This is a genomic window from Flavobacterium sp. MR2016-29, assembly GCF_015350695.1.
Classification (GTDB): Bacteria; Bacteroidota; Bacteroidia; order Flavobacteriales; family Flavobacteriaceae; genus Flavobacterium.
Genome location: NZ_JADKPU010000001.1, coordinates 1,026,223 through 1,044,944, shown reverse-complemented (window position 1 = coordinate 1,044,944; position 18,722 = coordinate 1,026,223). Strand labels below are relative to the sequence as shown.

15 protein-coding genes are annotated in these 18,722 nt (G+C 32.1%); 8 read left to right on the top strand and 7 right to left on the bottom strand.

The window, feature by feature from the left end; translation table 11 throughout:
• Nucleotides 1-141 precede the first annotated feature (141 nt).
• From IR010_RS04700 to IR010_RS04680, 5 genes are all read right to left on the bottom strand, one after another.
• A complete protein-coding gene (locus IR010_RS04700) occupies nucleotides 142-1,632 on the bottom strand; it encodes a rhomboid family intramembrane serine protease (RefSeq protein ID WP_194567018.1) in 1,491 nt (496 codons plus the stop codon).
• Nucleotides 1,633-1,697: 65 nt separating this feature from the next.
• Nucleotides 1,698-2,954 carry a voltage-gated chloride channel family protein gene (locus IR010_RS04695; protein WP_194602005.1) on the bottom strand — a complete coding sequence of 419 codons (1,257 nt, stop codon included), beginning with the start codon at nucleotides 2,952-2,954 and terminating at the stop codon, nucleotides 1,698-1,700.
• A 110-nt stretch (nucleotides 2,955-3,064) separates the two neighbouring features.
• Nucleotides 3,065-3,448 carry a RidA family protein gene (locus IR010_RS04690; protein WP_194567016.1) on the bottom strand — a complete coding sequence of 128 codons (384 nt, stop codon included), beginning with the start codon at nucleotides 3,446-3,448 and terminating at the stop codon, nucleotides 3,065-3,067.
• Between the two features lie 152 nt (nucleotides 3,449-3,600).
• Complete coding sequence (locus IR010_RS04685) at nucleotides 3,601-3,906, bottom strand: chaperone modulator CbpM (RefSeq protein ID WP_194567014.1); 306 nt, start codon at nucleotides 3,904-3,906, stop codon at nucleotides 3,601-3,603.
• Nucleotides 3,896-4,819 carry a DnaJ C-terminal domain-containing protein gene (locus IR010_RS04680; RefSeq protein ID WP_194602004.1) on the bottom strand — a complete coding sequence of 308 codons (924 nt, stop codon included), beginning with the start codon at nucleotides 4,817-4,819 and terminating at the stop codon, nucleotides 3,896-3,898. The genes IR010_RS04685 and IR010_RS04680 overlap by 11 nt, the downstream gene beginning before the upstream one ends.
• A 284-nt stretch (nucleotides 4,820-5,103) precedes the next feature.
• On the opposite strand from IR010_RS04680, the gene IR010_RS04675 reads away from it, so the two are divergent.
• Nucleotides 5,104-5,838, top strand: coding sequence for a hypothetical protein (locus IR010_RS04675; protein WP_194602001.1), 735 nt, complete (start codon nucleotides 5,104-5,106; stop codon nucleotides 5,836-5,838).
• A 78-nt stretch (nucleotides 5,839-5,916) separates the two neighbouring features.
• Here IR010_RS04675 and IR010_RS04670 read toward each other — a convergent pair whose 3' ends face one another.
• Complete coding sequence (locus IR010_RS04670; protein WP_194601998.1) at nucleotides 5,917-7,653, bottom strand: thiamine pyrophosphate-dependent enzyme; 1,737 nt, start codon at nucleotides 7,651-7,653, stop codon at nucleotides 5,917-5,919.
• 282 nt (nucleotides 7,654-7,935) lie between these two features.
• Nucleotides 7,936-8,463, bottom strand: coding sequence for a hypothetical protein (locus IR010_RS04665; protein ID WP_194567008.1), 528 nt, complete (start codon nucleotides 8,461-8,463; stop codon nucleotides 7,936-7,938).
• Between the two features lie 312 nt (nucleotides 8,464-8,775).
• Here IR010_RS04665 and IR010_RS04660 point away from each other — a divergent pair, with 312 nt between their 5' ends.
• The 7 genes from IR010_RS04660 to IR010_RS04630 all read left to right on the top strand — a co-directional run bounded on the left by IR010_RS04660 (nucleotide 8,776) and on the right by IR010_RS04630 (nucleotide 18,340).
• Nucleotides 8,776-10,698, top strand: coding sequence for a hypothetical protein (locus IR010_RS04660; protein ID WP_194601995.1), 1,923 nt, complete (start codon nucleotides 8,776-8,778; stop codon nucleotides 10,696-10,698).
• A gap of 157 nt (nucleotides 10,699-10,855) precedes the next feature.
• Nucleotides 10,856-11,188 carry an import component protein gene (locus tag IR010_RS04655; protein ID WP_029268989.1) on the top strand — a complete coding sequence of 111 codons (333 nt, stop codon included), beginning with the start codon at nucleotides 10,856-10,858 and terminating at the stop codon, nucleotides 11,186-11,188.
• 122 nt (nucleotides 11,189-11,310) lie between these two features.
• Nucleotides 11,311-12,069, top strand: a complete 759-nt coding sequence (locus IR010_RS04650) for a hypothetical protein (RefSeq protein WP_194601992.1) — start codon at nucleotides 11,311-11,313, stop codon at nucleotides 12,067-12,069.
• A gap of 181 nt (nucleotides 12,070-12,250) precedes the next feature.
• Nucleotides 12,251-13,780: a glutamine-hydrolyzing GMP synthase gene (gene guaA, locus IR010_RS04645; protein WP_029268993.1), complete on the top strand. Its 1,530-nt coding sequence runs from the start codon at nucleotides 12,251-12,253 to the stop codon at nucleotides 13,778-13,780.
• Nucleotides 13,781-13,840: 60 nt separating this feature from the next.
• A complete protein-coding gene (locus IR010_RS04640; RefSeq protein WP_194601989.1) occupies nucleotides 13,841-15,751 on the top strand; it encodes a LysM peptidoglycan-binding domain-containing protein in 1,911 nt (636 codons plus the stop codon).
• Nucleotides 15,752-15,842: 91 nt separating this feature from the next.
• The gene (locus IR010_RS04635; RefSeq protein ID WP_194601985.1) at nucleotides 15,843-17,939 is read left to right on the top strand and encodes a LysM peptidoglycan-binding domain-containing protein; all 2,097 of its coding nucleotides are present in this window, start codon (nucleotides 15,843-15,845) and stop codon (nucleotides 17,937-17,939) included.
• On the top strand, nucleotides 17,939-18,340 hold the full coding sequence (locus IR010_RS04630; protein ID WP_029268999.1) for an OsmC family protein: 402 nt from the start codon (nucleotides 17,939-17,941) through the stop codon (nucleotides 18,338-18,340). The genes IR010_RS04635 and IR010_RS04630 overlap by 1 nt, the downstream gene beginning before the upstream one ends.
• The last annotated feature ends 382 nt before the right edge of the window (nucleotides 18,341-18,722 follow it).

Below are 18,722 nucleotides of genomic sequence, written 5' to 3'. Positions count from 1 at the left end.
CATTTTTTTAATGTAATGTTGAAATCATTTTAGAGATTAACACACTTTTTAGAATTGTGAGTTAGGAGTTATGAATTGTGAGTTTTATGGTTTTCAGTTTTAAGTTTGGAGACTGCTGATAAAATTGAAATTTATTTTGAATTAAACCTTATTTTGCGCCTTTTTTATTTGATTTACAATACTCGCTATTTTAAAGTTAAGGGCAAGCATTTTTTCATCATATATTGTACTGTTTTCTACGATTTTTTTATAAGCCATCTCATACAAGCTGATTCTCAGTTTACAATATTCGATAAGCAATTCATTTTGATCATGAATTTCTTTTGGCAGGTACAATTTATCAAGTTCTGTAATCAAAGTAATATTTTCATTCCAATAATAAATACCCCTATCTTTAATAAGGTACAAGGTGCTTTCTTTGTTTTCAGTATACGAATAGTCATATTGAATACTGTAGGCTTCTAATGCCATTTTTTCCATATTTGTAAATTCTTGCATTCTCTTTTCATATTCCATAACCTGATAAATATAAACTTGAGAATTTTTAAAGTTAATGAACAAAAAAAGAATGATAATTGTTGCGGTCGATGTAATAAAAGCTAACCCATGATCTCGTTTTTTGCCTGAAATACAAAGCGCCAAACCAAATATAATGCCTGTTATAAAACTCGCGATTTTTACCTCGCCATCGATTTCATCTTTAAGACATAAGCCAATGTTTAGTCCAAGCAAAAAGATAATATTGATTATTATTTTAATATTTATTTTGAAGTCTAAGGTTTTGAAAATAAAAGCAATTGCTAGAATTCCGTACATGCCAAAAATAGCACCAAATGCATCAGCGCTTACAATATCTTTGTTCCAATATAAACTGCTTAAATTTGCTATTACACCACAAAATAAATAGATCATAAGAAATGCCCATTTTTTTAAATACTGTTCTAATAATAAACCAACATATGCTAATGCTATGCAATTGGCCACTAAATGAAAAAATCCGACAGGAATAAAACAAGCAGAAAGCAGTCTCCACCATTGATTTTGAAAAATCAACGGACCGTAATTTCCTCCCCAATCAATTATTTCTTGCGTTTCAGGAGCAAAAAAATGAACTCCAGAAAAAACCATAATAAAATAGTAAAGTATATTTAAATAAATTAATATTGGCGTAATAAAGTAATCTTTCGTTGGGATAAAGATTGAAAGAAAGGAGTAGAAAACGGTAATAGTGGGCTTGATTTCCTTTTCTTCTGAAATATTTTCATTCTCTATTTTAATTTGTTCCAAAAGACTATTTGGATCTAAAGTTGGATTTGAAATATCTTTTAATTTTTCAAAGTAGAGTTCTAAAAAGGCATCTGTGTTTTTCTTATTTCGACCACGATCATAAATCTGATTTCCATTAGATGAACTTGTAATTTGAACAGCATCTTCATCAAAAGAAAAAGAAATATTTTCATTCCAAGTATTTTTTTTGCTTTTTGAAACGGCGATTAATTCATTTTCATCAACAGTAATAATTATCCAGTTTAGTTTTTTGCAAATTTCTATCGCAGATAAAATAAAAGAGGTTTTAGATAAATTATTTAAGGGAGTTAATTGTGAAAAAGTTGCAGGGAATCCAAATGCCATTGTTGAAAGATTTGATTTAGGAAAAACAATACTACAAAAAAAGTCTTAATTATTAGAAAAAAATACTACAGCTGCTCTAATTCTCTTTGCTTTAATTTTTGGTACAACTTATATTTAGCTCCTTTTACAATCTGTGATTTATAAATTCCTATTGAACCAGACGAGAAATAAGCAATTGTACAGGCAACGGCTATAAAAATTCCCGGTTGAAGGCCAAATAATTCTATTCCCATAATAGTGCAGGCGATAGGAGTGTGGGTTGCGCCCGAGAATACAGCAACAAAACCTAATCCAGCTAAAAAAGCAATTGGCAACGGAATTACTAATGATAAAGCACTTCCTAAAGTTGCACCTACAAAAAATAATGGAGTAACTTCTCCACCTTTAAAACCTGCACCTAAAGTAAATCCGGTAAATAAAATTTTTAGTAAAAAGTCATACCATTGGCTAGCATTAGAAAACGAATCGACAATTATAGGCACGCCCAATCCGGAAAATTTTGTTAATCCAAAACCAGCAAAAGCTATAGCTAAAAATATTCCTCCAATAAAAGGTCTTAAAGGCGGATATTTAATATTCTTTGAAAAAAGAGATCCCCACAAATGTGTGGTTCTTGAAAATAACAAAGCCGCTATACCAGATAAAATTCCAATTAGAATAGTGTATAATAATGTACTTAAATTAAATTCAGGAATGAAGGGAATGCTGTAATGTGTATGTTTTATGTGCCAAAATTCTACAGTAAAATAAGCTGCATAAGCCACTAAAAAAGACAAAATGATACTTTTAAAATTAATTTTACTGAAATATACAACTTCCAAAGCAAAAATTGCGCCTGCTAAAGGTGTTCCGAAAACAGAGGCAAAACCAGCACTAATTCCGAGAATGATCAAAATTTTTCTTTCGGAATTATCTAGATTAAAAAGTTTTGTAAACTGATCTGCAATTGCGCCTCCCATTTGTACAGCGGTGCCTTCGCGTCCGGCAGAACCTCCAAATAAATGGGTTGTTAAAGTTCCTAAAAGTACTAGAGGAGCCATTTTAAGTGGAATAACTTTTTGTGGCTTTTCATATTCTTCGAGCAATAGATTATTGCCTTTTACAACAGATTCTCCAAAATAATAATACGTGAATCCAACAATTAGTCCGCCGAAAGGCAAAAGCCAAATAATCCAATCATGATGAATTCTAAATTGAGTAACCCATTCTAAAGAAACTAAGAAAAATGCCGATGCAGATCCGGATAAAATACCTATCAAAGTACAAATCAAAATCCATTTGAAAGTTGTCAGGAATATTACTTTTAGGTTATGAGAAGTCATTAATTATTTTGAGAAAGTTTTTAGCCACGAATTCACGAATTTAAAGAAAAAATAATCAATTTGCTCGTTAATTCGAGATATTAATTCGTGAATTTGTGGCAACTTTTTAGTTACTGAATTACAGCAGTAAATTCAATTTCAACTAAATATTCAGGAGCGACAAGCTTGCTTATTTCGTAAAAGCCAGTTGTAGGTTTAATATCTTTAAAAAAGGCAGAGTGTGCTTTTGCTACATCTTCAAAAGTCGATATATTGGTTGTAAAAATTCGAGTTCTAATTACATCTTTCATTCCAACATTGAGATCTTCAAGCACTTTTTCAACACGTTCGAGAATATTATAAGTCTGTGCATACGCATCGTCAGCTTTTACTTTTTCGCCATCAACAATTGCTACAGTTCCAGAAACTTCAACAATATTACCAATTCTCACGGCACGGCAATATCCCATTTTGTCTTCCCAAGGTGATCCTGTTAAGATGTTTTCTCTTTTCATTTTATATTTTTTTCGAATTTAATCAGTTTAATTTCTTGAGCAAATTCTAGTTATTTAATTCCTTGCAATTTATAAAATTTGACCGTTAAAAACAGATAAAAAGAGCCGAATCATTTCGTAAATTCATTCTTTTTTGTGATATTTTGAAATCATTATTCTATTAAGTGATGTTCAAAAAGGCGAAGTTTATTTTGCGCTGAATTGAGATTTTGCTGCAATGTTTCAATTTTATTTAAAAGATGAGCGATTGCATCAATTCCTTCCATATTAATCTTAAGGTCATAATGAAGGCGAATCATTTTTTCGACTGCAGGAAGCTGTTTAGGATGTAAATATGAATCTTCTTCCTGAAAAATAATTTCAACCAATCCATAGTTTTGCAGTTCTGTTATAAAAGTATTTTCAATTCCGTGGTAGATACAAAATTGTTTTATTTGGATTAAATTTTTACTGTTCATGATTTCTTATTTTAGCTAATTCCTGAAATAATTCTTTTTCTTTTTGAGACAATTTTGTCGGTGTTTTTACTTTATAGGTAATGTATAAATCTCCAAACTGATTTTCTTTTTTATAAATCGGAAATCCTTTTCCTTTCAGTTTTACCTTCGTTCCGGCTTGTGTTTCCTCAGGAACTTTAATTTTTACTTTTCCATCAAAAGTGTTTACATACATTTCTCCTCCTAAAATTGCGGTGTATAAATCAAGATCGATATCCGCATAAAGATTATTTCCTTCTCTTTTAAAATCAGAATTATTTTCGATTATAAAAGTGATAAACAAATCGCCATTTGGGCCACCGTTAGCACCTGGTCCACCGTGTCCGGGAATCTTTATGATTTGACCATTTTCAACCCCAGCCGGAATTGTAATTCTGATGTTTTTTCCATTTACAGTTAAACTTTGTTTGTGTGTGGTGTAAGCTGCTGCTAAATCTAATTGCAATTCAGCATTAAAATCCTGACCTCTATATTTTGATTGGCTTCTGCTGTTTCGTGCACCTCCGCCATACATTGAATTAAAGAAATCTGAGAAATCGCTTCCGGAGAAATCCCCTCCAAAACCAGAGAAATCTTCACTCCCCTGTTGTTGTCTAGAATATTGCTGTTGCTGATTTGGGTCGTATCCTGCCTTTTCAAATTCTTCAGCATGTTTCCAGTCTTTTCCATATTTATCGTATTTTTTACGATTTTCAGGATTGCTTAAAACTTCGTTTGCTTCATTTATTTCTTTGAATTTTTTCTCCGCTTCTTTATCATTCGGATTCAGATCTGGATGATATTTGCGTGCTAATTTGCGGTATGCTTTTTTGATCTCAGCTTCCGTCGCAGCTTTTGTTATTTCTAATGTTTTATAATAGTCGATATAATCCATTTTGTTTGTATTTTTAATAAAGGTAAATTAAAATATTGAAGTTAAGAATAAGTTGCTAATTATCAAATGATAAATATGTATTTATATTGACTTGCAATTAGAATAATTTTAATTAGAATTTGATTTGAATAATATTTGGCAGGTTTTTTGTTTTCCAAAAATTAGCCTAATATATTGTTATAAAAGTCTTAAAGTTAAAGTGAGTAATTAAATTATGCTATTTTTGCTTTGCTATACTATAATACTTATAAAATTATAAAAGCCGATTCGATAAAACTTATTCAATGAAGCACATTTTATTTTTCATATTATTTTTTACTGCTGTAACAGTATCAGCTCAAACGGAATTTAGTACTAAGTACAAGAGTATTCCTGCCCCTAAATTTAATTCGAAACCTAAAAAGGCACCAACTCCTGAAATAAAAGATCCACAAGCTGATCTTGCAGAAATTCCAAGTATAAAAACGCCAAACGTTTACGATAATACCAGCATTACGACCAAATCTAAATTTCAGATAGGAGAAGAAAAGAGCAAATTTACCATGTCGACCGAAACTGAATTTGCTAATCCAGGAGATCGTTATGTAGCTAAAATGGAAAAAGATTTGGATCGGGCTTTGAAAGATGCTGGTTTAAAAGAGGATGGACAAGCATTGGTTATGAAAGATGTAAATTATGGAGATATTAGAACAAACTCTTCTTATTTTATTATTAAATGCCGTGATTATGGAGCGATTGATGGTGACTTAATAAAGGCTGTTTTAAATCAAGATGTTATAAAAGAAAGAATGTTACTTCAGTATGAATATCAAGAGTTCAAGATATTTCTTCAAGAAGGAATTAATACATTTGAAATGATAGCACTTAATAAAGGCCAGTATGGTGGAAATACTGGACAATTTCAGATATATGATGCTGAGGGCAAATTTATTTTATCTGATTTATGGCAAAATTTTAATACTGGAGTACAAGCTAAATTTGTTATTATTAAAGAAGATACGAAAGTAGGTAAAAAATAAAATTGATTTGAATTATTTTAAAATTGCTAAGATTTTTATAAAAAAGAAACTTAGCAACTCACCAGCTGAGAAATTTGTTTATAATCCTTCTTTCAAGTGTTTATAATTAGATTTGATAGTATCAAAAACTTCATCCATTTTACCTCCAAGCATTAATTTAGTCATTGATTTTGCCATTCCAGTTACTTGAGCCCATTCAACTTTTGGAGGCATTGCCAATGCATTCGGGTTTGTAAATACATTTAATAATACAGGACCTTTATGCAGAAAAGCATTTTCAATTGCCTGTGCGACATCTTCAGGTTTATGAACATTTATTCCCTGAAAACCCATTGCCTGAGCGATTAAACCAAAGTCAGGATTAACCATATCGGTTTCGTTATCTGGCAGACCGTTTACTTCCATTTCAAGTTTTACCATTCCCAAAGCGCGATTATTAAAAACAATAATTTTAATCGGGATATTGTATTGCTGAATTGTCGCCAAATCACCTAATAGCATTGATAAACCGCCATCACCGCACATTGCAATAACCTGTTGTTCAGGATGTGCAAGAGCAGCTCCAATTGCCATTGGCATTGCATTTGCCATTGATCCATGATTAAATGAACCCAGCATTTTTCGCTCTCCAGTTCCTTTAATAAATCGGGCTCCCCAAACACAGGTCATTCCCGTGTCTACCGTGAAAATAGCATCATTATCAGCTAGTTTATCAATAACATGCGCCAGATATTCAGGCTGAATTGTGTCTTCTCCACCGTTATCATCAATATAAATATTCATATTTTCTTTTACGCTGCTGTAAAATTTTAACTGTGCCTGTAAAAAACTATCATCAGTTTTGGTTTCTAAAAGAGGCAGTAAAGCTTCAATCGTATTAGCTACATCGCCACATAATCCCATATAGAGATTGGCTCTTCTTCCTAAACGTTCAGTACTGGTATCAATTTGAATAATTTTGTTATCAGTCGGCATGAATTTATCGTATGGAAAATCTGTTCCCAATAATAAGACCAAATGCGATTCGTGCATGCTATGATAAGCAGAAGGCTGTCCTAGCAAACCCGTCATTCCAATTTCATTAGGATTATTAGGCTGAATGCTCATTTTTCCTCTAAAAGAATATCCAACTGGAGCTTTTATGTGATTTGATAATAGAACTACTTGATCATGCGCCTTTTCAGCTCCAATACCGCAGAATAAAGTGATTTTTTTACTTTCATTTATAGCTTTTGCTAAATGCTGTAATTCAGTATCCGAAGGCCGAATAACAGGATTACAATGAAAATATTGAGTAGATATATTGCTTTCAACCGCTTTTAGCTGCGAAACATCGCCAGGTAAACCAATAACCGCAACACCTTTTTTGCCCAAAGCATGCTGAATTGCAGTCTGAATAATTCGAGGCGCTTGCTCAGCGGTCATAATCATCTGATTGTAACAGCTGCAATCGTCAAAAAGTTTTATGGTGTTGGTCTCTTGAAAATAATCCATTCCCATTTCGCTCGTATTAATTGTAGAAGCTATTGCTAATAATGGAATATGCGAGCGATGCGCATCATACAAACCATTGATTAAATGTACATGGCCAGGACCACAGCTTCCGGCACAAACAGCAAAACCGTCTAATTCTGCTTCAGCAGCGGCGGCATAAGCGCCCACTTCTTCATGGCGTACATGAATCCATTTTATTTTTCCGTTTCTTCGTATTGCATCGTTAAAATGATTTAAGCTATCGCCGGTAACGGCATAAACGCGTTTTACACCAGCCTCTACCAACATGTCAACTAATTGTTCTGCAACTATTTTACTCATGATTGTGTTTTAAAATTAATATTTCGACAGTATAACATTGGTTATGCAGTTTACTCTCTTAATGATTACATTTTAAGATACATTTGGTTATGATGTAAAAGCAATTTTGGTATAGTTCTATAAATTTAAGGAAAAGAATTGGTTTTAGGAAGGGACAAAGTCACAAAGGTTCAGAGTCACAAAGGTTTTTTTTTAGCTACTAAGCAACAAAGGTTCAAAGCAACAAAGTTTACACTTCGTTTACCTTTGAACCTTTGTTGCTTTGCAACTTTGAACCTTTGACTAGAATGGATCCGCAGTAACTTTAAACTTCATATCTGCTTTTACAGTTACATCTTTAGTAAGCGTTTCTTTTAATGTTACTTGTGTTCTAATTTTATAGCTGTCTGCTTTTATGTATTGATCTAGTTTTTTATCGGTGCAAATTAAATCAATCATATTTGTTGTTGCCATAATATTGTCTTGATAGGCTAATTCTATTTCGTCAGAATCAGTTGTCGAAATATACAAATGAACGGATTTCAAAAAAGTAAATGTTTTATCTGAAGGATCAGAAATAGATAATTTAAGCGATCTTAATTTTACATCTTTAACTAAGCTTGCTTTCGTTTTATTATTTTCAAATTGAGCTGATGAATTTGTAGTAACATCAGGCATAATAATTTCAGTAGGCAAATTAATAGGCGAAGTGCTTTTGATTTTTATTGAAGTTTCATTCGAGATATTAAAAGTCAATAAGTCATCAACAGCATCGCAAGAAGTTAAAAACAAAGACAAAAAAAGAGAAAAGGCAATTAGTTTTGATTTCATAAAATGGTTTTTCTCTAATTACGATTTTTTCTTAGAAATGGTTTTTGTTTTAGGTTCAAAGTTACAAAGGCTCAAAGTTACAAAGGATCATTCAGAGGCATAAAGCATATGAAAAATGATATTGATATTTTTTAACCTTTGTAACTTTGAACCTTTGAGCCTTTGAACCTTTTTTGGTAATACTATTTTTATATCTTTGGTTTTTGTGATTATCCTGCGCATTGTAAATACATTTGCTTAAAGTACAAATTCTGAACGGCTATTATTTCTTCTAACTTGCAAAACAATAGTTCCAAATTTTAAATTCTTCTAATGAGTATTATTAAAATTCGCCTTCAAAACCTTTTCTATATCCTACTTGTTCATTTTTTAATCGTTAATTCTTCTTACGCACAAAAGACAAAACAAGAATTACTTCAGTTGGTAGGAAAAAAAGATTTGGCTTTAGAAAAAAAGGCAGATTATTTGTGTGAACTCAGTTCTTACTATAAAAAAACAGATACACTAAAAGCGTATGCTTGTGCGCGCCAGGCTTTGCAAATTGCAAAAGAAATCGATGCTGTCAGCTTGCAGGCCATCACGTATGAATCATTATCAGATATTGCCCGATTTACAGATAATGTTCGGCAGCAAATAAAATTTGCCGATTCGAGTTACTTATTAGCATCCAAATCTAAAGATCCAAAAGCAATGGCATATGCGAACTATGCCTTGGCTTATAAACATGAAACGATTGGCAACAAAGAAAAATACATTTATTATATGCTGCAATCTTTGTCTTATTTTGAAAAACACAAAATGAGATACGATAAGCTGGTAAATGGATATGAAAATCTAGGTGCTAGTTTTAGTGATAATAACGACTTTAAATTCTGCGAAAAATATACTAAAAAAGCTTTATACTTAAGCTACCAAAGTAAAAACCAAGTAAATATAGCCAACGCTTTAACCAGCTGGGCTCTTTTTCTAGTAAATAGTGCTGAACAAAAATCACCGGCAGATATGAAGCTGCTGCAAACCGCAGAAGCCGATTATTTAAAAGCGATTGCCATATTTGAAAATGAAAAAAAGAAAGGCAATATTAATATATCTTATGGAAGAACCTGTTTGAATCTTACCAGTCTTTATTTGTATCATTTTTTTGAAACTAAACCTGAAAAGACTTTAGAATACCTCAAAAAAACCGAAGAAGTTTGCTTAAAATTGAATGTTCCTATGCAGTTAATGGTTATGTACGGCCAGCAGGCACAATTTTACACCAATTTAAATGACTTAGCCAACATTGAAAAGGTATTAAAAAAAGTGGAGCACAATATTGCGAAAGATCCTAAAGTAAATCCGAGATATTATGCCTTGCTGTATAAAAATTATATGGATTTGGCCGAAATAAAAAATGATTTTCCATCTTATAGAAAATACTTTAACCTATATGATAAAGCAATTATGGTAATGGTTGAAAAGGAAAACAGAGCCAAAGAATACAATGCTTCTGTGCGTTTTGAAACCGAGAAAAAATCACAGCAAATTCAGTTGCTGACAGATAATTTAGAATCAAGAAAAAAAATCAGCTACTTATATATCGCGCTTTCTGTTTTTATTTTTTTTACGCTTCTATTTATGTTGCGTTCCTATCATTTTAGGCAAAAATCATATATTAAAACAAATTTATTGCTTAACAAGGCAAACGAAGAAGCAAATCTTTTGTCCAAAATAAAAGAGGAAGAAGCGATGATTGCCCTGCTGGAATCAGAATTGATAGAGAAAGAACTTCAAATTGCTATTCAAGAAAAGAAACTAAACGAACAGGAAAAAATTAAGTTGCAACAGGAATTAATGACCAATAACCTGCAATTAGAAAAGAAAAATGAGGTTTTAAAAGATATTCAGAACAAACTTCAGGTAATGAAAACAGAAAAATCTTCAGACATCAAAAACCTTTCAAAAACGATTGATAAGAGCATGGAAGTCGATGACGAATTCGAATTACTAAAAACAAGTCTTGAAAATACCAATCCTATATTTTTTTCAACTTTACAGGAAAAAGCCTCAGGCACATTAACCAAACTTGATTTTAAATATTGCGGCTACATAAAATTAGGCATGAGTACTAAAGAAATTGCTAATCACATGAATATTGAAACCCAAAGTATGAGAATGGCGCGTTACCGAATTAAACAAAAATTAAATCTCGACCGCGAAACTGATTTGGATACCTATATTACATCTGTTCAGTAAAATCAATTCGTAAGCCGTTTTTTTAACTTCAATTTATTTTCTTGTAGATATAAAATAGATACTACAATGATTGCTGTAGATATTTAGTAGATGCTCGAATTGATAGTTTTTTGAATTGCAGGATTACTTTTGTTTTGAATATAAAAACCCAATTATCATGAACAAAAGAACGCTTTCAATTATTTCTTACATCACTATTATCGGATGGATTATTGCTTATGTAAACTACAACAAATTAACTGTAAAAGATTCGTTAACTAAGTTTCATTTGAAACAAGGATTAGGAATCGCGATTCTTGGAATTGCAGTTTCTGTTGCATTAACAATTATCGCAGTTATTATTCCAACTTTGGCAAGTATTTTAAGCTTAGCAAATCTTGGTGTTTTAGTATTATGGATTATGGGAATCATTAATGCAAATAACGAACAAGAAATCCCTGTTCCTGTTGTTGGTAAATTATTTACAGACAAATTTGATTTCATCAAATAAAAATAAAACTAAGCCAGTACGAAAAATTTTAATTTTTTGCGCTGGCTTTTTTTGATTTGAATTACAGATCTAAAAAAAATATTCTGAAAAACTCAATGAGCTAATTTAATAAACACTTTAAGATGAAAAAAGTAAACATTTTATTATTGATAATTTCTTTATGCAATGTAATTAATGGCCAAGTTATAGACAATAAACTTCAAGGGTATTACAAAGCCAAATCAGATTCGGCGATGTACTCTTTTTTTGAATTTGATGGTAACGGAAAAGTAAACATTGTTGGTATTGGAACAGGTTATTATTTTACCAAAGGCGATTCGCTTATTGTATATCCTGATAAAAGTCTTTTTAAATTCAAAATCAAAAATAATGCACTTATTGGAGCCTCAAGCTGGGTAGAAAATGAAACTTGGATTAAAAAAGATACCGTTGTTGCCAATAATAGAAAGGATGCTGTTTTATCGCAAAAAAATGCGGTTTTGCTAAACGAATATTATAAGATAACTGACTCGAGAACGGCACTTGATTATATGCTGAGTGATACTGATACAAAAGCACATGCAGAAAAAATAAGCCAGTTGTGCAATCAAGGATTAAGTAAAGCCTGTTTGGATTATTTTGGTATGCTGCTTCTGCAAGATCAAGGTTTTGAAACCTTATTAAATAATCAAAAAAATGAAAAATCAAAACCAATTAATCCTGTTATTATTGCCCTTGGAAACAAAATTATTGCCCAAGGCGAAATTGAAGGTTATACTGTTCTTGGAGCCTATTATTACCTGTTAGGAAATAAAGAAAAAGCTAAAGAGTTATGGAATACTGGTGCTGATAAAGGAAGCCAGCAATCTGCAATGGGTTTAATGCAGATCGAAATGGAATAAATTAAAAAGAGGAAAACGAACGCCTTTATTCGAATATAATTTGGTAAAAGATACATTTTAAAGACCTTTGAACCTTTGTAACTCTGAACCTTTGTGCCTAAAAAATCGGAACAATGAAAAAAAATATTATTTTTTCATTGTTCCGATTTTTCATTTTGGAATATAAAAAGTATTTTTGCGCATGCAACACAACGTACTTATTTTAGATTTCGGATCGCAATATACTCAGCTTATTGCGCGTAGAGTTCGCGAATTAAATATATTCTGCGAAATTTTCCCTTACAATCACTTTCCTAGTGATTTATCACCTTATAAAGCCGTAATTTTAGGAGGAAGCCCTTTTTCTGTTCGTGCAGAAGATGCTCCACATCCTGATTTATCTCAAATTCGAGGCAAGCTTCCAATGTTGGCAGTTTGTTACGGAGCACAATATTTAGCCCACTTTAGCGGTGGAGAAGTAGCAGCTTCGAATACCAGAGAATACGGTAGAGCAAATTTATCTTATATTAAAGAAGGCGAAACTTTCTTTAATGGAGTTTCAGAAAACAGCCAAGTTTGGATGAGTCATAGCGACAGTATCAAAGCTTTGCCAACAAATGCAGTTAAATTAGCAAGCACGCATGATGTAGAATATGCAGCTTATAAAATTGAAGGCGAAACCACTTATGCGATTCAGTATCATCCAGAAGTTTTCCATTCTACTGATGGATCAAAAATGCTTGAAAACTTTTTGGTAAACATTGCCGAAGTTCCTCAAAACTTTACACCAAACGCTTTTGTAGAAGAAATGGTGGGAGAATTAAAAGAGAAATTAGGAAATGATAAAGTAGTTTTAGGATTGTCAGGCGGAGTAGATTCTACTGTGGCCGCAGTTTTACTGCATCAGGCAATTGGTAAAAACTTATACTGTATTTTCGTAAATAATGGTTTGCTTCGTAAAAACGAATTCCAAAATGTATTAGATCAATACAAAGGAATGGGATTAAACGTAAAAGGAGTAGACGCTGGAGATCGTTTTCTTGGTGAATTAGCCGGAATCAGCGATCCTGAAACCAAACGTAAAACCATTGGACGTGTATTTATCGAAGTTTTTGATGATGAATCGCACTTAATCGAAGATGTAAAATGGTTAGCGCAGGGAACTATTTATCCTGACGTTATTGAATCGGTTTCTGTAAAAGGACCATCTGCAACGATTAAATCGCACCATAATGTGGGCGGATTGCCAGATTATATGAAATTAAAAATTGTAGAGCCGCTTAGAATGTTGTTTAAAGACGAAGTTCGAAGAGTTGGTGCTACTTTAGGAATAGATCCAGAATTGTTAGGAAGACACCCTTTTCCAGGACCTGGATTATCAATCAGAATTTTAGGAGATATTACTCCAGAAAAAGTACAAATTTTACAAGATGTTGATTCTGTTTTTATTGAAGGATTAAAATCTTGGGGATTATACGATAAAGTTTGGCAGGCTGGAGCAATTTTGCTTCCAGTAAATTCTGTTGGTGTGATGGGTGATGAGCGTACTTACGAAAAAGTAGTAGCGCTAAGAGCTGTAGAATCTACAGATGGAATGACTGCTGACTGGGTTCATTTACCGTATGATTTCTTGATGAAAGTGTCAAATGACATTATAAATAAGGTAAAAGGCGTGAACCGTGTGGTTTATGATATTAGTTCAAAACCACCTGCAACAATTGAGTGGGAATAGTAATATATTTCAAATTAAGGCGTTACATTTGTAACGCCTTAATTTTTAAACCTACTATTTATGAGAGAACTTTTAACGATTTCTCTTGTGTTTATTTTGTCTTTTAACAAAATAGCTGCGCAAGATTCATTTATTGAGCACAAAATTCAAAAAGGAGAAACCGCCTATTTTATCGCCCAAAAATATAAGGTCTCTATTGAAGAAATCTACAAATTTAACCCCGAATCACAAAGCGGTGTAAAAGATAATCAGGTAATTAAAATTCCTGTTCACGTTGCAGAAAAACCAAATCAAAATCAGCAAACTATTCATGTTGTTGGTGCAAAAGAAACACTTTACGGCTTATCCAAACAATATAATGTTTCTGTTGAAGCTATTCAGAATGCAAACACCGAAATTCTTGCCAGCGGACTTCAAATTGGTCAAGAGTTAATTATCCCGCAAAATCCAACAAATCTTCCTAAAACTGAAAATATAGCTTCTTTAAAAACGACACATCAAGTTGTTGCAAAGGAATCTTTATTTAGTATCGCCAGACAATATAATGTCTCGGTACAAGATCTTGAAAATCTGAACAAAGATTTATTATTAGCAGGTTTACAGATTGGTCAGACTATTACAATTCCGAATAAAAGAAAAACTTTAGACGGGCGAGTTCGCGTTATTAATAAAGAAACGCTTTTTCATGTTGTTGAGCCTAAAGAAACCAAATTTTCCATTGCTAAAAAATACGGCATTTCAATTGATCAGTTAGAATCTCAAAATCCGGAAATTGTAAATGGTTTAGTAGTTGGAAATAAATTAGCTATCAATACAAAAGAAATTAAACCAGCAAATGAAAGTGAAGAACTAATGATGGCTCTTGCTGAAAAGCAGGTTGTTGTAGAAAAGACAAAAGCCAAAACGGTTGAAATTGATGATTTGAAAGACAGATTGGTTATTCAGAAAGAAATGAATCAGAAAATCATAAAAATTAATGATTTGAAAGTCAATTTAAATGAAATGAACGGTTCTAAAGAAAATTCGGTTGAAAAACTTCGTTTGGTTTTAGAAGCCAATAAAAATGTTCAGGATATTTTAATGGCAAAATTAGATTCATTAGTCAATACAATGAATAATGATTTGGTTGATTTAAAACGAATGGACGTTTTGAATGTTGACGAATCAAAACGCTTAGAAAAGAAATCCTACGAAAGCATTGGGCAGACCAGCGAGCTTTCTTCTCAATTAAAAAAAGAATTGGCAGAAAACAGAAAAGCATATGCCGGTTTAATGAATAAAGTAGAAAGAATTGCTGTTGAAGAAAATCAGGAATACAAGAAGAAAATCCGCGAAAGCGAAAAAAATAATAACGTAACTTCTTTGCAGCAGCGCCTTTCTTTAGAAGAAATTAAACGTTACAAAATAGAGCAGGAACAAGGCGATGAAAAAAATCAGCTTTTGATTGCTAAAATTGATTCGCTGGATATTCAAAAGAAAATTGAAGTAAAAAGACACATCAGCAAAGCTTCTTATTATAGTATGGAAGCACGAAAATTTGATGACAAACTGGCTTTGGTAAAATTGAAAAAGTATCAGGATGAAGCAGTTAAAAAACAAAATTCGGCTGAAACTTCAAAAACAATTTCATTAGAAGAAATGAAACAAGAATTGAAGGATAATCCGCTGAGAACCGATAAAACGGTAAAGGTTGAAGTTTATGATAATCTTAAAGAAGTTTCAAACGGGTATTATTTAGTTTTAGGTATATTTACAGACGCAACACTTAGAGATAAGTTTATTATGAAACTCATTGATTCTGGTGATTTTAACGCTAGTTTCTTCTTCAATATAAACAGTCTTTCATATTATGTTTATTCAGATAAATTCCAAAATATGGAAGAAGTTTTATATAAATGCAAGAAAAAAGAAGAAGATGAGTTATATAAAGAAATTATTATTGCCAAAGCAGAAATTGATCTGAGGCAATAAATTTGCGCAAATCAACAAGTGGCCCGAATCTTGCTTGACAAGAATTATCAACTTGTTTTGAATTAAAAATTAAATTGTTTTAAGTCTTATTATGAAATATTATTCAACATTATTGTCGCTTGTTTTTATGGTTACCTGTTCTGCTTTTTCACAAGAAAAAGTGGTTAAGTACACTGTTTCAAGTGGAGAAAACGTTAACCAGATTGCAGTAAAATTTAAAATTACGCCCTACGATATCTATCAGTTGAATCCAGACGCCCGTAATGGAGTAAAACCAAATACCGTTTTGCTTATTCCGACAAAAACCGCGTTAAAAACAGAAGCGTCTGTCGCGAAAACAGCTGGAAATACAAAAGATATTATTCATGAAGTACAGCCAAAAGAAACTTTTTATAGTATTGAACATAAATACGGAATTTCAGATGAAGCTTTAAAAGCAGCAAATCCTTTTTTAGAAAAAGATGGTGTTCAAATAGGGCAAAAATTAGTAATTCCAGCAAAAGGCTCTTCAGGCAAAAATGTTGCTTCCTATAGTAAACCAGCTAAAACTGCAGCTCAGGAAAAATATATTTATCATGATGTCGTTGCTAAAGAAACTAAATACTCGATTGCAAAACAATATAATACAACAGTTGAAGATTTAGAAAAACGCAATCCTGAAATTGTTTCGAGTTTGCCAGTTGGTTATAGAATTACCATAAAAGGAACGGCTCCAAAAACAGATACCCCTGCTCCAGTTGCAAATGCTGCTAAGCCAGCTGAAACTAAAAAAGCAGCTGAAACTCCAAAAAGAGTAACTACTTATATGGAATATCAAGTTAAGCCAAAAGAAACTTTTTATAGCTTAGGAAGAACCTTTCATATCACTCAAGAAGAATTGACAGAGTTAAATCCGTCCCTTTCTGAAGGTGTAAAAGAAGGAATGGTTTTAAAAGTTCCGTCAGGATATCTTACGCCAGCGCCAATAATTGCACAATCACAGCCAGTTGAAAAACCAATTGAAAAACCAATAGAGAAATCAATTGATAATTCAAGTGGAGGCGGTATAAAGATTTTAGAAAAGGTGAAATCTGAAACTGTTTCTGCAAATCCAGAAGTAGTTGAATTGACTAAAAAAAGGGGACAGAACGATCGTAAAAAATTAGTTTTATTATTGCCTTTTAATTTGGCTAAAATGCAAAACGATACTATGAGTGCTGCAAACCGAATTAAAAATGATAAATTTTTAAACATGACGCTGGATTTTTATTCAGGTGCGATGATGGCTATCGATTCGGCGAAAACCTTAAAATTGCCAATCGATGTTGCGATTTATGATTCGGGAGAAACTAAAACGAACTCTAATGTTTCGAGTTTAATTGCTCAAAATAAACTTCAGGATGCACATGCTGTTATCGGGCCATTTTACCAAAATAATGCCGAAACTACAGCAAACACATTGCGTTTGTATAATATTCCTGTAATTTCTCCATTGTCTAAAGACTCAGCAAATCCTATCGATAATTTATATCAAACGATACCATCGAATGATGTAGTTAGAAATTCGATTTTTGACTATATGCGTTCTAAAAACGGAAATATTGTTGCAGTTGTAGACAAGAAAAAAGAATCGGTTATCAGTTACATTAAACAAAATCAGAAAGGTGTTGTTTTTGCAGCATTATCAGAAACCGGAGGCTTGGATGTTGCAAACTTAAAAAGTTTATTGATTCCAAACCGAATGAATTATGTGGTAATGGAAACTGGAAATACAGCCATGATCAAAACAACAATTAAAGCCTTGCTTGATTCTCAAAAATCTTGTCAGGTTCAATTAGTGATTTTAGAACCAAACAGTACGCTTGATACAGATGAAATTAGTTTTGAAAGTTTAGTCAAATTAAAATTAATGTTTCCTTCCGTAACTCGTGAAAGTGATGAACCAGCAGTTTTGATTTTTAATAAAGAATACCGATTGAAAAATAAGGTAAATCCAGGTACGTATGCAACTCGCGGATTTGACGTAACTTTTGATACTATGATGCGTTTGGTACAAGGAAAAACGTATCAGGAAACAGCAGATTTAATGACGACAGAACAAGTTGATAATAAATTTCAATTTTACAGAAAAGAAGATGGCGGACACGCAAACAAAGGTGTTTACATTTTATATTACGATAGCGATTTAACTTTAAAAGTAGCAAATTAATGACATCAAAAGTAACCTATTTAGGCGATTTAAGAACAAAATCAATCCACGTGCAATCCGGAAGTGAAATCATTTCTGATGCACCGCTGGACAATAACGGAAAAGGTGAGGCTTTTTCTCCAACAGATACGGTTGCGAATGCTTTGGCAAGCTGTATGATGACTATTATGGGGATAAAAGCTCGTGATATGCAAGTGAATATTAATGATTCGACAGCTGAAGTAACCAAAATAATGAATGCAGAACCAAGACGAATTGGAGCTATAGAAATTGTATTTGAAATGAAAGGCGAAGTTGATCAAAAAAATAAAACAATTCTAGAGCGCGCAGCCATGACTTGTCCAGTGTTTTTAAGTTTAAGCTCAGAAATTGAAAAACGAATTACTTTTAACTGGAATTAATTGTTAAAAAACATAAAATTTTAAGCCGTCACTTTGACGGCTTTTTTTGTAATTTTTTTTCGATAATGATAAAAAATTAACAAAATATTCATATCAAATTTTGGTCATTAAAAATATAATCCTGTATCTTTGCCTTGCAAAAAAAATGCATTTTAATGCAAAAATAACGCAAGTATTGAAGCTGAAAAGAGTTCTCTTCAATATTTTTTTGGAACATTTTTTAACAGATAAAAATTATTCCAAAGTTCTGCTTCAAATCAATATTTAAATTTTGTTGGATTCCATTTATAAAGAATTTATCTTTATATGATGTTGATTGTTAAATTTTTAGTAAAATTATAACCTGCATTTTACTCAAATAAAATTAAATTTTTGATAAGAA

Bases quoted from the DNA above. Each gene is read 5' to 3' on its own strand.
- guaA (WP_029268993.1), top strand. From the start codon at position 12,251: ATGCAACACAACGTACTTATTTTAGATTTCGGATCGCAATATACTCAG.
- IR010_RS04650 (WP_194601992.1), top strand. From the start codon at position 11,311: ATGAAAAAAGTAAACATTTTATTATTGATAATTTCTTTATGCAATGTA.
- IR010_RS04660 (WP_194601995.1), top strand. From the start codon at position 8,776: ATGAGTATTATTAAAATTCGCCTTCAAAACCTTTTCTATATCCTACTT.
- IR010_RS04655 (WP_029268989.1), top strand. From the start codon at position 10,856: ATGAACAAAAGAACGCTTTCAATTATTTCTTACATCACTATTATCGGA.
- IR010_RS04675 (WP_194602001.1), top strand. From the start codon at position 5,104: ATGAAGCACATTTTATTTTTCATATTATTTTTTACTGCTGTAACAGTA.
- IR010_RS04690 (WP_194567016.1), bottom strand. From the start codon at position 3,448: ATGAAAAGAGAAAACATCTTAACAGGATCACCTTGGGAAGACAAAATG.
- IR010_RS04670 (WP_194601998.1), bottom strand. From the start codon at position 7,653: ATGAGTAAAATAGTTGCAGAACAATTAGTTGACATGTTGGTAGAGGCT.
- IR010_RS04695 (WP_194602005.1), bottom strand. From the start codon at position 2,954: ATGACTTCTCATAACCTAAAAGTAATATTCCTGACAACTTTCAAATGG.
- IR010_RS04635 (WP_194601985.1), top strand. From the start codon at position 15,843: ATGAAATATTATTCAACATTATTGTCGCTTGTTTTTATGGTTACCTGT.
- IR010_RS04680 (WP_194602004.1), bottom strand. From the start codon at position 4,819: ATGGATTATATCGACTATTATAAAACATTAGAAATAACAAAAGCTGCG.
- IR010_RS04700 (WP_194567018.1), bottom strand. From the start codon at position 1,632: ATGGCATTTGGATTCCCTGCAACTTTTTCACAATTAACTCCCTTAAAT.
- IR010_RS04685 (WP_194567014.1), bottom strand. From the start codon at position 3,906: ATGAACAGTAAAAATTTAATCCAAATAAAACAATTTTGTATCTACCAC.
- IR010_RS04665 (WP_194567008.1), bottom strand. From the start codon at position 8,463: ATGAAATCAAAACTAATTGCCTTTTCTCTTTTTTTGTCTTTGTTTTTA.
- IR010_RS04630 (WP_029268999.1), top strand. From the start codon at position 17,939: ATGACATCAAAAGTAACCTATTTAGGCGATTTAAGAACAAAATCAATC.
- IR010_RS04640 (WP_194601989.1), top strand. From the start codon at position 13,841: ATGAGAGAACTTTTAACGATTTCTCTTGTGTTTATTTTGTCTTTTAAC.